General features: G+C 40.6%; 9 protein-coding genes. 3 read left to right on the top strand and 6 right to left on the bottom strand.

Annotated elements, in window-relative coordinates; translation table 11 throughout:
* The 3 genes from KAS42_01405 to KAS42_01395 form a co-directional block, all read left to right on the top strand.
* On the top strand, positions 1-2,421 hold a 2,421-nt coding region (locus tag KAS42_01405; GenBank protein MCK4904888.1), incomplete at its 5' end, for a hypothetical protein.
* Between the two features lie 90 nt (positions 2,422-2,511).
* The gene (locus KAS42_01400; GenBank protein ID MCK4904887.1) at positions 2,512-3,156 is read left to right on the top strand and encodes an IS110 family transposase; all 645 of its coding nucleotides are present in this window, start codon (positions 2,512-2,514) and stop codon (positions 3,154-3,156) included.
* Between the two features lie 303 nt (positions 3,157-3,459).
* On the top strand, positions 3,460-4,401 hold the full coding sequence (locus KAS42_01395) for a type II secretion system protein (protein MCK4904886.1): 942 nt from the start codon (positions 3,460-3,462) through the stop codon (positions 4,399-4,401).
* 287 nt (positions 4,402-4,688) lie between these two features.
* On the opposite strand, the gene KAS42_01390 is transcribed toward KAS42_01395, so the two are convergent.
* The 6 genes from KAS42_01390 to KAS42_01365 form a co-directional block, all read right to left on the bottom strand.
* Entirely contained in the window at positions 4,689-6,449 is a 1,761-nt protein-coding gene (locus KAS42_01390) for a hypothetical protein (protein MCK4904885.1), read from the bottom strand.
* A 325-nt stretch (positions 6,450-6,774) separates the two neighbouring features.
* Positions 6,775-7,614: a type II secretion system protein gene (locus KAS42_01385; GenBank protein ID MCK4904884.1), complete on the bottom strand. Its 840-nt coding sequence runs from the start codon at positions 7,612-7,614 to the stop codon at positions 6,775-6,777.
* 3 nt (positions 7,615-7,617) lie between these two features.
* A complete protein-coding gene (locus KAS42_01380; protein MCK4904883.1) occupies positions 7,618-8,277 on the bottom strand; it encodes a zf-HC2 domain-containing protein in 660 nt (219 codons plus the stop codon).
* A gap of 157 nt (positions 8,278-8,434) precedes the next feature.
* Positions 8,435-8,977, bottom strand: coding sequence for a sigma-70 family RNA polymerase sigma factor (locus tag KAS42_01375; protein MCK4904882.1), 543 nt, complete (start codon positions 8,975-8,977; stop codon positions 8,435-8,437).
* A gap of 1,005 nt (positions 8,978-9,982) precedes the next feature.
* Complete coding sequence (locus tag KAS42_01370; GenBank protein ID MCK4904881.1) at positions 9,983-11,398, bottom strand: MFS transporter; 1,416 nt, start codon at positions 11,396-11,398, stop codon at positions 9,983-9,985.
* Between the two features lie 152 nt (positions 11,399-11,550).
* On the bottom strand, positions 11,551-14,499 hold a 2,949-nt coding region (locus KAS42_01365; protein ID MCK4904880.1), incomplete at its 5' end, for a hypothetical protein.

Here is a 14,499-nt window from a genome sequence, read left to right as displayed (position 1 = left end):
ACCTCAGCGAGATTTATGAAGATTGTATGCGGTAAAAGTAATTTCGGCAGGGGCGTTGGAATCAAAGATATAGAAATAACAGGTCCAACAGGATTGATAACACTGGAAAAATATTACGAGATAATGGCTGGGCAATCACCTGCTTATTATCCTAGATGGTTGTCGAAGGAACAAGCGTATTGGAATACTATAGGGGTTGAGGGCGATGAAAACGAGGCCATTATCTGTGAAGACGGCACAATTGAACCGCACAAAAGGGGTTTCAGCGTCATACCATTTATGCATTTGGATGGCAAACTAATTACGAGAGATAATGCCGAAGTAACACAATCGCTTGAAAATGTTTATCTGCCAATTCCCTGCGTCAAATGGAATTACGACGATGTCGAAATGGACGTAAAATTATTTGTTTATGGCAAAAGGAACGAATCCATTGCTTATGTTCGGTATAAGGTTGAAAACAAAAGAAAGGATAATGCGTCAGGCAAATTGTTCCTGACCATTCGTCCGCTTCAAATATTTCCGCCATGGCAAAACGGTGGCGGATTTTCGTATATTAATAAAATAGAATATTCGAATAATGTGATAAACATAGATAACAATATCACGATGCACCGTAAAGAAGGACGAACGGTTAATAAATTCAAGATATTTCCATTAGTAAAACCCGATATATTCGGCTCTGTTGCCGGCGGTGAATGTTTGAAGTTTCCATTTAAGGTTCCTTCTTCGCAGGGACTCAAGGGAGATATTACCACTTTTATAGAAAAAGGAATTGTTCCGAAAGAAACAAATATAGAAGATGCCAAAGGGTTTGCGTCATCTGCGTTAGGATATGATTTTGATTTGAAGCCGGGCCAAAGCAAAGAATTTTTTATGGCTATACCGCTTCACGATAAAATGCCGAGCTTGAATGCGAGAATGAGTAGGCGCAGGGTAAAGGCAGGGTTTGAAAAAATTCTTGAAAAGAATATCGCTTACTGGGAATCAAAGGCAAGCGGAGTTGAAATCGATATTCCTGAAGAGGATATAATAAACACATTAAAATCGTATATTGCGTATAACCTGATAACCAAGGACGGTCCTGCATTACAGCCGGGCGCAAGAAGCTATGAGAAGTCCTGGATACGTGATGGCGGAATGGCAGCTACTGCGTTATTGAAGATGGGCATAACTGCCGAGATAAGGGAATTTATTGATTGGTTTACAACTTTTCAAGAGGAGAGCGGATTGGTTCCACCAATCATTGATACCAAAGCCGAAGACCCCTTATGGGAAGAAAAGTCGCCGCATAATTTGATAGAATATGATTGTCAGGGCGAGTATATTTATACTGTTTTCGAATATTATAAATTCACGAGAGACAAAGATTTTCTCAAGGGCAAACTCATCAATGTAAAGAAAGCACTGGAATATCTTGTGTATTTAAGGAACCAGACGCTTACGCCGGAATTTAAGGATGGGCCTGCTGAAAAAAGAAAATATTATGGCATTCTTCCTCCATCCAGGAGCCATGAAGGATACGGTTGTGAGTATTCCTACTGGGATGATTTCTGGGGGCTTAAGGGCTGGAAGGACGGCAGGGATATTTTTACTATCCTCGGAGAAGATGAATTAGCCAAATGGGCTGATAAGGAATACAACGATTTCAAGAAATGTTTTTATGATTCAATAAAAGCAACCAAAGAGTTTTTTAAGGTTGATTATATTCCAGCCAGCGCCTCCCTTGGCGATTTTGACCCCACTTCTACAGCAGTAGCTATTATGTATTGCGATGAGCTGGTAAATTTACAAACGCCGGAATTTAAGCCATGGTTGAAGTTCACATTTGATAAATATTACAAAGATTTATCGAGCAGATTCGAACCTGATGCGAAGTATTGCTTTACACCTTATGAATTAAGAACTACACCAGCTTTGTTTTATATGGGAGAGAAGGATAAGGGGCTTGATTTATTGAGGTTTATGCTCAAATGCAGAAGGCCGCTTAAATGGAATCAGTTAGCGGAGGTTGTGAACAGCGATTATCGTTTCCCGGGTTATTTTGGCGATATGCCTCATACCTGGGTTGGCGCCGAATATATAAACAGCGTTCGCAGTTTGTTTGTTTATGAAACAGGAGACAGATTGATTCTTGGCCACGGTATTGATGGAAAGTGGCTTGAAAGAAAAGAAGGTATTTTTGTAAAGAATATGGCTACCTATTATGGAGATATAAGTTACGCCATGAAAAAAGACGGAGATACCATAACAGTAAAAATTTCCGGCAAAGCGAAGCCGCCAAAAGGTTTTGTGTTTAAGTCGCCATTTTTGAATAGGAAAATTAAGACGGTAAAGATTAACTGGAAAGCATGGAACAGATTTACCGGTGATGAAATATTCTTTGATAAATTACCGGTGTCGCTGACTATTAGTTACTGATAATACAGAACCTGAAAAGATGTGAGATGTAAATCTTTCCGTTAGGGACAAATAAACCCCTGACATGGCAAAATAGTAAGTAGGCAAAGGTTGGGCAACGATAGGAAAAGCATAAAACAAGTATTATTGCCCTATAGTAAAAATGGTTCAAAAGTTGTTTTAGAATCGGGTTGGAATTGGGGATTGCTTCAGGATATATACAGTGGCTATATAGACAAAGTTAAAGTTGCCCATCCTTTAAAAGTAAGGGCAATAGCGGAAGCGAAAATAAAGACAGACAAAATACCAAGAGATTCTAACAGCAGACACATACAACAAGTATTAAGACAGAGGCTGTTTTTAGTAAGACTTAAGACAATGGTAAAAAGAATTCATAACCTTATAGACAGGCAGGAAAATATTAGAGAAGAAGCTCTATTGTTTAGCGATTTATTTGGAGCAAAGATGTTATTGAGATATGAGATAGATAATATCGAACGTTTCCCGACATCAGATAAATTATGTTCTTATGCAGGACTTGTTCCATTCACATATTCTTCAGGTGCTAAAACCGAACATGGCAGAATAATAAAACAGGGGAATAAATACATAAGATGGGCATTAATAGAAGTGGTAGTGCCGGCAATAAAAGCTGATACTCAGATGAGAAGTTTTTACTATTCAATGAAGGCAAAGAAGGGTTCCAATTCAGCAAAAGTAACCACAGCCAGAAGGCTTTTAAAGATAGTATATTAGGTTTTGAAAGAAGAATAGATTTTATAGAACACAGAACTTAAGAACTGTTCTGGTTACCTCCTAACGCTCTGACGTTATGTCGGGTCCAGGTCGTTGGAGGCGTTCTTAAATAGGTTAGAGGGGCATGTGTCACATTTTACGATGTGTTCTGACGTATCAGAAAGATGATTAATAGGTTATCCCTAAAAGATGCATGGTTGTATAAATATAACTAACAGTAGTGTAAGAATTACTTGCACTATATTATCAAAGGAGGCAAGAAAACGGAAAAAATAAACGTTTCAAAAAAAGGAGGGATGAGATATGATAAGTAAAGTTAAGATTCTTCGAAAGAGTCCGAAACTCTTTGGAGTCTTCGGACAAGATTTCCCGAAGAGGCGGGTGAGTAGTGGTTTCACGCTGATAGAGCTTCTTGTGGTAGTAGCGATTATAGGAATTTTGGCAGCGGTTCTGCTTCCTGCATTAGGCAGAGCGCGTGACTTGGCAGTGAGGGCAAGATGTATGAACAATCTGCATCAACTTATGCTTGCGAACATATTATATGCAGGCGATTGGGACCAATACCTGCCGGGAGTAAGGGGTACCAATATGTGGGATAGTCTTGTGGCAATTAACGCGCCTGCAGGTTGGTCCCCTACCAATGTAGACCCATACGGTGATCACCGCGGTCTTCTTGCCACAGGTGGTTATAATCTTAACCCCGACTTCTGGAAATGCCCAAGCGCCCAGGCTCGATATCCCAAAGTAGGAGGCGGTGGAGCAGAGGGACTCAGGGATCGCCAGTATGACTATACTTGTTCAGTCCCTACATGGAGGAAACCATACGATTCTACCATAGACGCAAATGGGCTGGTGGATGAAACTAGATTTAGCTGGTATGGAGATGCTGGTGCTCCGCTTGCACTCTCTTCCGATCCTTTTAACTGTCATCGAAAAATTACAACGTTTCCGGGACCAAGTCAAACAGTGGTATATGCTGAAGAGAATACGGGAATGGTGCCAAGTGGCTGCGACGGGTCGGGGGATAGAATCGACGATCCCAGTTTATCCGCTACGAATGTTGTTGAACCACGCCATCTTAATGATTCTACTGCAGGATGTTTGGATGGGCATGTGATTCTTATTAAAAGCAGCACATCAAACTGTACGGGGGGTATATGTAAATATGCTCAAAATTGCCCAAAGAGGATACACCTAATGCCTCAATACTGCCCATTCCCTGGATGGACAGCTGGTGGTTACTAAATAAGACTTAAACGATTCAATCTGCTTGAAGAAGGGGGAGTCCCGACGTTACGTCGGGACTCCCCCTTCTTATTGTTTAATTTCTTTTCTAAACCGACAATACGTTCAGATAATTGTAGTTGCCGATTGAATGGCATGATTAAAAGATATATGGTAGAAATACAATAGAAATATGTAGTAAGAAACAATTTATTTCCATGTATATCCATTATATTTCTATATCAGTTAAACAAAGCCGTCTATAAATGGGCAACTACGAAACAAAGAAAGTAAAGCGTTTTTTACTGTTAATTATCGAATTTTTCCAGCGTCATTGGATTAAATCTGTTCTTGGCGAATATATACCAGGCGCAGACCGAAATAAAACCTTTGTTCGGGTTGACCCAGTCATAACCGCTTGTTTTATTGGCTGTGTAGGGCAGGGCTCTGGTTTTTTTGCCGTCGATAATTCTGTCAATCAAAAGGCCATCAAGCTGATTGGAGTAAAAATAACCCCTTTGTTTATCGCCATAGGCAAGGTATGCGCAGGCAATATGTCCTGTTCCGTCGAGCCAGATATTGTTTGCATTAATGTCTGGTCCGTGATAAAAACCCATAACTTTTTTGCCGTTAATTGTGAGAGTTTTGCGGTATCTCAAATCATAGTCGGGAATATCAAGCAGATAAGCGTAATCTTTTCCATAAGCCAGAGTTCGCCAGGTATATAAATCAAGCGGCAAATTTTTATTGTTACCGAATTGCCGGTCGAGCCAGGTTTTGATTTTGCCGGCCATTTCATCATTACCAAGAATTTTGAACAGTGCATAGCAATCAACATTGCCTTCGGGATGACCGTGTCCTTCGTGCAGTTTTTTATCGCCCTTTCGCCAGCCGTGCTGAATATATCCACCACCTTCGGGGTCATCTGTGTACCAGGACACTAAAAGCTCCATTATTTTTTTTATTATGTCTGCATAACGGTCTGATTTGTATGTTTTCTCATAATGCTTGTATGTATACATCAGCCAGACCATATCACCCATCCAGCGGTCTGATCTTCCGGGATTGTGATATGCTATGACTTTTATTGTTTCACCGGGCGCAGCTAATCCTTCTGTATGAAGGTCGGGACTGACTACGTTACTGTCTCTCATAGCGACATATTGGAAAAATCCGCGACCTTCGCCGTTGTAGTAGAGATTTTGTAGCATCTGGTCCTGATTATTTTTATCGGTCGCGTTGGCATAAAAATCAAGGATGCGTTCGGCTCTCTCTCTTTCGCCTTTGAGTATGAATGCCATTGCAACAAGTGAATTATTGAATGTTTGGGCTTCCAGGTCTTCCATAGAAGGCAAGAGTTGTTTTTCCGGAGAAGATGTATCCTGAATGATCTTTAGATACTCTAATACAAGCGGATCTTCCGGCAGCATTTTTTCAGCTCTTCTCTGGGCAAATCCAACCCCCACCATCTTAGCATTCGGGTCAATTGTTGATCCGGGTTTTGGTTTTATTGGCAGTGTTGTAACAGTGTTTTTGTCGGCAAATCGAATGTTTTTTATCCATACTTTGCCTGAACCTGTACCTGAGAAGCAAAACTCAAGCAGGGAAAGCTTATCGAAATTATCGTCTTTTCCACCCCAGGCGTATTCTAAATTCCTTAGAGAAACCGCCGTTTTAGTCCAATTTTCGTATTTACCGGCCAAACTGTATTTTGCCCAGAAAATAGAACCGTCGCTATCGATAAATTTTATTTCTATATTCGAACCGGCATTGGCTTTGATATCAAAACTGATGGGTGTTTCCGGACTGGGCAGTTGTCCTATAGGTAACTCCATTTTTACCCAGCTTTCTTCGTCTCTTAATTTATAATCGGCTTGAATTGCCTTGTCTCTGCCATCCTGAACTGTGCTTAATTTTAGCGCGCAGCCCTGATCCTGTGTCTCGATTTTCCAGGAATTTATATTGCCCCAGCTGTTTTGCCTGGTAGTGCATCCGGCTGTGAGGACAAGGAAACAGGCGATAGCGATAAACAGTTTGGAAGTTGTGGAACTTTTGGCATTGGCTGACATAACTTAAGTCCCTCCATAGTGACCAAATCCCACCTCGGAGGTGGGTTAAATCAATCGGCAGCTACAACTCTTTAAAATTAAGTTCCTAATTACCAATTTCTAATTCCTAATGAAATGCCCAATGTCGAATTCCTAAATTAGGAATTCTCTTAGTCTTCAGTCTTTGGTCTATAGTAGTGGCAAACTCGACCACTACACAAATGACAATAAACAGAGCCGATAAATCGGCAACTACAATTATCTGAACGTATTGTCGGGTTAGAAAAGAAAATGAACCCCCTCTGTTTGCTTGTGCAAACGGAGGGGGTAATTGTTTAAGTCTTATCTAATAACCACCGGCTGTCCATCCAGAGAATGGGCAGTATTGAGGCATCATATGTGCCCTCTTTGGGGAACTTTTGTTATAGGCAGCGTTAAGGCCTGAAGGTTCGCCAGCTGCACAGCCCGACAAGCTACTCGGAATAAGAATCACATGCCCGTCTAAACATCCTGCGGTGGAATCATTGATATGACGCGGTTCAACCACATCCGACCAACATAAATATTGGTCATTGATTGTGAGACCTGCCCCAAAGCATCCGCTTGGCACCTTTCCCGTGTTCTCTTCAGCATAGACTATTGTTTGGCTCGGGCCCGCAAATGTTGTAATTTTCCGCGATTTAGTTGTTACTAATTCTAAACTGGACAATTCGCTCTCTATCATCATACCATTGGCGTTAAGCCCGGCGTTATATGGTCGACAGAATGTGGGCCAACTCACAGTATAGTCACATGCTCTGGGATTTCCATCCGGAGTATTCGGATATAGAGCCTGGGCGCTTGGACACTGAAAGTAGTCAAGGTTAGTCAGATAACCGCCTGTATAAAGCTTACCGGTCATGACCTTAGCCGCACTTACACACTGGCTACCAGCACCGTCACACTGACTAATACCATACGGTCCTGGGAGATATTGGTCATTATCGTTCGCATAGAGGATATTAGAAAGTATCAGCTGATGCAGATTGTTCATACATCTTGCCCTTACTGCAAGGTCACGCGCCCTGCCTAACGCAGGAAGTAGCACTGCAGCCAGAATTCCTATAATTGCTACTACTACAAGAAGCTCTATTAGAGTGAAACCACTTCGAATTGCGGAATTTCGAATCTTAACTCTACTTATCATATCTCATCCCTCCTTTTTTATATTCTTTACCCCGTTTTTAAATTCCTCTGATGCCACGTCAAAACTGATTTCTAACCAGGATTTACTGTGATAATTATTACAGGTAAGCATATCATATTTGTCAAGGAACTGCGCATTTGTTTTTACACTTCCTCGTGTTGCCGGGTAGAGCAAATATGCGGATATTTGCTCTATCGTTTTCTCGTGAACGGATTGGAGCCACTCCATTTCTTGGGTGCGTATGTGCAGAAGCCCGCCTAAGAAGATTAGCAAAGCTATCAGAATTCCGTTCAAAGCGAATGCAAACCCCGTTAGAGATAGATTCGCCTTTAGGCGACCGTCAGATATCTGTGGCGTCTTATCTCTAAACGGGGCAAATTTAGGGATAAAACGATTGAATAATCTTCTATATCCAGATAGTCGTGGAGTTGCAGTTCTATCTAATCTACTCTCTAATTTTTGCCAATAGTTTTCCCAGTATTCTTCGGAAGGTTTTTCTTTGACTTTTAGTTTGAGCAGGTTATCTATTTTAGTCATAGTGTCAAGCTCATCCATACACTTTTGACATTTAGCAATGTGTTCCTTAATTGAGTCTGTATAAGTGAACTTTAACGAATTGTCCAAGTAACTCGATAAAAGCCTCTGTACTTTCTCACACTCCATTTCTATTCACCTCCTCATTATATTAGATAGGCTGTCACGAAACTTGTTCCAGCCTATGATTACACAGATTTCAAAAGGGATTACACAAACAATACCGACGATGTTTTTAATCTGTGTAATCTGAATTTAATAATCTACGTGATCATTGCTCACTATATTAGACAACAAAACTTAATTTTTCTTTGAGTTTATTTCTCGCTTGAAATAAACGCCAAGACACAGTCTTTTCCCGACAACCCAAAATTTGCGCTATCTGTCTATGAGGCAAACCTTCGAGGAGCGCCAATTCTACTACCGCCTTTTGCTTCAGCGGTAAAGAATCTATGGCTTTTGTTATTTCTTTATTTAATTCGCGATTCTCTGCAATTTTCTCCGGGTTAGAGGTGTTTTCAATAGAAATATTTTCATCTAATGTAAATATTTGTCTTCTCCCCATTTTCTTCAGGTGATTGATTGTCATGTTCATAATTATTCTATATAACCATGTGGAAAAAGAGGATTTCTCTCGGAAGTTGCCGATTGATTCATACGCTTTGATAAAAGCTTCTTGAGAAAGGTCGTCTGCGTCAGTATGATTATTAGTCATCCGATAAGCTACAAAATAAATTTGCTGCTTATATTTTTGCACCAACTCGCCAAACGCATCCCTATCGCCGGACTTAACTCTCCTAACCAACGCTATGTCTTGTTCTGTTTTCATAAGGATATCTGATTACAGAAAAATGTCATTGTGAGCCGAAGGCAAAGCAATTACACGGAGATTGCTTCGGCTGTGCCTTGCCCCTAGAAATTGCCCTTAGAGATTGCAAGGCAATCTCAAGGACTTTAGTCCCGGGAATCTGAAAGATTCCTCGGGGCAACGACCTTTTAGGTCGGATTGCCACGCTTCCCGCCACTGAAACATTGGCGAGGTCGCTCGCTCCTATAAATTCTTTGGATTTCACGAGGCAATGACAACAGTGTTGTCACCCTATAAATCTACTCACTACTTAAGTTAGACAATTTTCCCGTTAAATCCTTTGACCTCGTTAGAGATAGTCCGCTACTGTATTAATGGCGAGACGTAAATCAAACTTAATGTTAGATATTGTATTTTCTTTTACTTCTAGACTGACATGGATCATAGCATTTCTTTTTAATCTCTATCGGGGTTGGCTCGCCCGATGTAACTTCCCATCCCACCTCGTAGGTGGGTTAAATCAATTGGCAGCTACAACTCTTTAAAATTAAATTCCTAATTACCAATTTCTAATTCCTAATGAAATGCCCAATGTCGAATTCCTAAATTAGGAATTCTCTTAGTCTTCAGTCTTTGGTCTATAGTAGTGGCAAACTCGACCACTACACAAATGACAATAAACAGAGCCGTTCAATCGGCAACTACAATAAAATTAGAAATATAATGGAAATAGATAGAAATAACACCTTGATATAGGTCGAAATAAGGTGGAAATATATTGAGATACATTGTCATTATTCTTGGTTTTTTGCTTTGTTTTATAGTATGTAATTTTTTTGGTTTTCAATCCTTTAACAACATATATCTATTGTATTTCTACCGTATATCCATTTATATCTACCGCATTTCTATCGCATATCTTTTTTTAATCATGCTGTTCAATCAGCAACTATAAAATAACCCCATCCCACCTCGGAGGTGGGGTGGGGTTAGAGTCCATGCAAATTCATGGTCATTTCGGAAAAATTAAGGATTGACGGCCTGAGCTTTTCTTCTCTCTTCAAGCAATGCTTTAACCTCATAAGCTCGATTTTCAGTAAGAGGATATTTAGTTAGAATTAGTATTGCTGCTATGCATAACACTGTAGGTATACCTATCTCCCAGAATCTAAGCCAAAACATGGTGGAAGCTGTCTGCTGGGCAAAATTTGCATCATATCCTGTTAGTTTTAGAAGATATCCACTAATAATGCATGCTATAGAAACTCCTACCTTCCACCACCATCCGTAGACTGCATAATAACTGCCCTCTCTTCTTTTTCCTGTTACAAGTTCATCCTCGTCACAGATATCAGCGTTCATAGCATTGACAAGCGTGAAACACATTACCATTCCCCAGGATAATAGAACGGTAGGTATCGCCACCAGCCAAGGATATGTCTGGTTATAACATACGATTTTTAAAAGCTGAGCAAGTATGAGAATTGAAAAGGAGAATATAACGGTCTTTGTTTTGCCCAAACGGGAAGATACCCACATCATGGGGAATACACCAGCAAGAGCAGTCACCGCCCAGATTGTTCCCATCCATCCCATCATTCCGGACGCAGCAACTTTATCACCGGAATACACAAAATACATCATTATAAAATTACTAAAACCCATAACGAACTGGAAACCGACTATTACCAGCACAAAAACAATTACCAGCATCATAAATGTGCGATTCTTATAGGTGATTTTAAAACTTTCCCAGAATGCCATTTTCTTTTGTTTTTTAACCTGTTCAGTCTTAGTTTCTTTACATGTAAGAACGCATATGATTGCTGCAATAATCAGAATCAGCCCCATCCATATACATACCCACTTCATGCCTTCGATTGGGTCTTTAAACATAGACCTGTTTGCGAAATAATACAGCCAGGGCGATGCAATGGCAGCTATATTCCCAATGAAACTGGCATATGCAAATAGTCGTGTTCTTTCATTGTAATCGTTAGTCATTTCAAGGCCTAATGCGCCATGAGGCACGCCGTAAATAGTAACAGCGGTATAAAAAATCAATGATGACACTAAGAAATAACCGAACATCGCATTTGCACTCCATTCTCGGGGCACCATGAATATCATCGCAAATGTAATACCAACCAGAATACCTCCTATCAGGATATACGGAAGTCGCCTGCCGAATCGGGAGCGAGTGTTATCGGAAAGATTTCCAACCAGAGGGTCTGTGATCGCATCCCATAATCTCGGTATCGCCGCTGCAAACCCGAGAAGAATCGGGCTGATTTTCAATAAATCAATGTAAAAAAGGCCGGTTAGCTGCATCAAAGAATTAACTGCTACAATTGTGACTACGGCACCGATTCCATAACCAAACTTTTGGATAAAAGGGAGTCGGTCCTCCTTAGCAGTAATATGATGTTGTTTTATATCCATATCTTCTCTCTCCTTTCTTTGTTTAATAGGGCATCACAAGAGCGTTGCCCTTGATTACACCGATTAAAAACATTGTCGCTATTATCTGTGTAATCATATGCTGGAACGAGTTTCGTGACAGCCTATGATTTAATTTATCCTTTGTATAACAGTTAAAGACTAATTTTTATCGTATTGCTGCTATTCTTATTAAGAACCATTTTCAATTTAGAATCTTCAATGCTTGCGCCTCCCAAGCGGTATGGATTATCTTCTCTCTTAAACTCAATGCCTGAGCCGTTAATCTCAATTTTCTTTACGCCATTATTTTCACCACTAACACTGTAGAGCAGTTCAGTACCACAACTGTGCAGTTTCATTTTTGCTGCAAGCCTATCGAATTCTTTTGTCATTACCGGGTCAAAAATTGTTTTGCCGCAATTATAGCGAATTCCCAGTAAATAATCTATTACAAATCTGACAAACATTCCTGAGCCGCTTGAATACACCCTCCAGCCGCCTTTTAATGCGATTTTGCCGGCTATTAAATCTTCGTAATGTTCGTTTACTTCATAACGTGTTGCAAAATCGCCATCGGAACTACTGTAATAACAATTCGACTGACGGATGTCTGCCTGCGGAATAATTTTTTGTATATCGATTGGTACAACCTGACGTAATGCCTTTACAAATTCCTGTGTATGGCCTAATTTAGCCATCGCCTCAACGTATCTCAAATGTGCATGAGTATACATAATTCCAATTTCGCGACCGAAGAAAGATGAACTTTCTGCTCGCTTGAAATATGTTCGCAATCCGCCATTGTATTTTACTGGTCTGTCCATCAGCCGTGCGCCGTCAGGGCCTTTCAAATGTTTCTCTATAATTTCAGCATGTTCTTTTGCCTGTTGTGGCGTAAATATACCGCTTATTATTCCGCGAATCATCGGCAGCAGACGGTAATGAATACCGGTTGTGCTGTCGGATGGATGTAAAAGTAAATCTATTTTATTTCCTTCACCCACCAGACCAAATCCGGCTACCACACCATCTTTAATGAGTAAGCGGCTAAAATCCTTTTGAATTTCATCACACAGTTGACCAATTTCTTTTGCAATTTTCTCGCGACCGCAATTATTGCAAACTGTTTCAAAAGCTTTGAATGTTTGATAGCTAAGGCAAACCGTCCATGAACTAATCATGCGTTTTTTGAGCTTCTGGTTTACCGGTTGCATTGAATCGTTCCAGTCGCCATCGCTGTAATTTACCAGCTTTGTTCCGCTGACAAAACGCGTGTCTTTTATGTGTTTGATTATGCGGTTAATGTGTTCTATTACAGTTTCGTTTTCGTTTGAGCCATTGTAATACGGCTGCGATTCGTTCAAAAATTCATAATCGCCGGATGTACAAATATATTCGCACGCAGCAAGAACCGGCCAGAAAATCACATCGCCATGCGATTCGCCCGCTCTGATATTTTTATAGCAGTCGAACATCCACCATTGCGACCAGTTGCCATCGAAATTTTGATTTGCAAAAATAGTAGCAAGCGTTTTTCTTGCAGCAGCGTAGTGTCCTTGAGCTAGCAGCATTTCTATCGGCCCCTGACAAATATCTCTTGTTCCCCAGGCCGCTCCACCGAACTGCTCTAATCCATGCGGCGTAAGATAATGAATATGTGCATTTTGCACGAACCACGGCAGCATATGGCTAATTGCAGATATTGCTTCGTTTTCGCCCTGCTTTGACAAATCAAATCCGCCGAAAACATTTTCCTGGACAGATTCTGTTTGTGACAAATCTTCTTTTACAAGACGGCCATTAATTCGCATTGTAAATTTATTTGTTTCAACTAATTTTATAACAAAGAAATTCAAAGCTCGGCTTTTTCCATCAGCAAAAAGCAATTCATCTGCGCCGGTTTTTTCAACTGCATTTGGTGTTTCGATTTGCAATTGGAAAAAACCATCCGGAAACATTCTTGCAAGCTCGCTTTTTTCGCCTGGCAGCATTTTAAAACTATTTGGTTTATCAGAAACAAGCTGCCAATCGTGTTCATTTGTAAGATTATTTGAAATCAGCCATTGGGGCGCAGTTCCCTTTAGAACATTAATTCCAAGTGTAAGTTCAGCCGAATCAGGCGAAGCAGCTGACAAAATTTCAAATATCAAATCGCCTTTTTTGTAAATCCATCTGCATTGATTGATAGACATTTCGAAAGCTGATGGAACAGCGAGTTGATAGTATTGGCCGTTTTGCAAAATGAAGATTCGCTGACCTGTGTGGCGGACTATGTTTAGCGCACTGCTGTTTACAGTCGTAAGGCGGTTAAAGTTGACATTGCCCTGCGTAATATGCGATTGGAAAACACCAAACATAAAAGCCGTACAACTCATAGTTGCATCGCTGGCATTTAAGCTGTGTGAAGTTTTTATTACGTGTCCGTGCGGTCGCTGCGCAATAACTTCTTTTTCACCAAGAGCCACATGACAATTATCACCATAGAAAAACGAAAGCAATTTACCATTATGGATTTCGCTGTGTTTTCTGTTGCTGCTGAATAATTTATCAAGTTCAGCAGTCGTCAACTCATCACAGGCAAACAATGGTGACTGCGAAAACAAGCTGCCAACCGATTCAGTATAAACACAGTCCTTTTGCCATGGTTTCTGGGCGAGTTTTTTAATATTCTGCAAATCCGGCTCGAGCAATTTTAAATCATCCTGCGTAGTAGCTGCAGGATGGTTTTTGTGGAAAATACCGAAAAAACCAAAATCTTTTTCCTGTCCCGATTTCAAAATAACAGGTTCAGCTTGCAAGGCAATCAAACCGAATTCCTGTTGAGACAATCCACCAAATTCAGATTGCGAAAGTGCCTCAGCCAAACCCGTTGCCTTATAATTTGTGCCAAAAAATTGCATACCATCTGTTGAAAAACTTTTTGTTTTACCAATTGAGCCCAATGCCAGCCAGGGCACGCAGCCCGGTCCATGCTCATTTTGACGGCAGCAAACAATCGTGCCAACTTCTTTGTGATTGAGTGGTTTATAATCGGTGTACTGACTTATGTAGGATTCGTTTTTTTCATTTCCATCGGCGCAGGAAAGCCCAACATCCTGAAC

Source organism: bacterium, assembly GCA_023135785.1.
GTDB lineage: Bacteria > CAIJMQ01 > CAIJMQ01 > CAIJMQ01 > CAIJMQ01 > CAZNJA01.
This window is presented reverse-complemented; position numbering and strand designations above follow the sequence as displayed.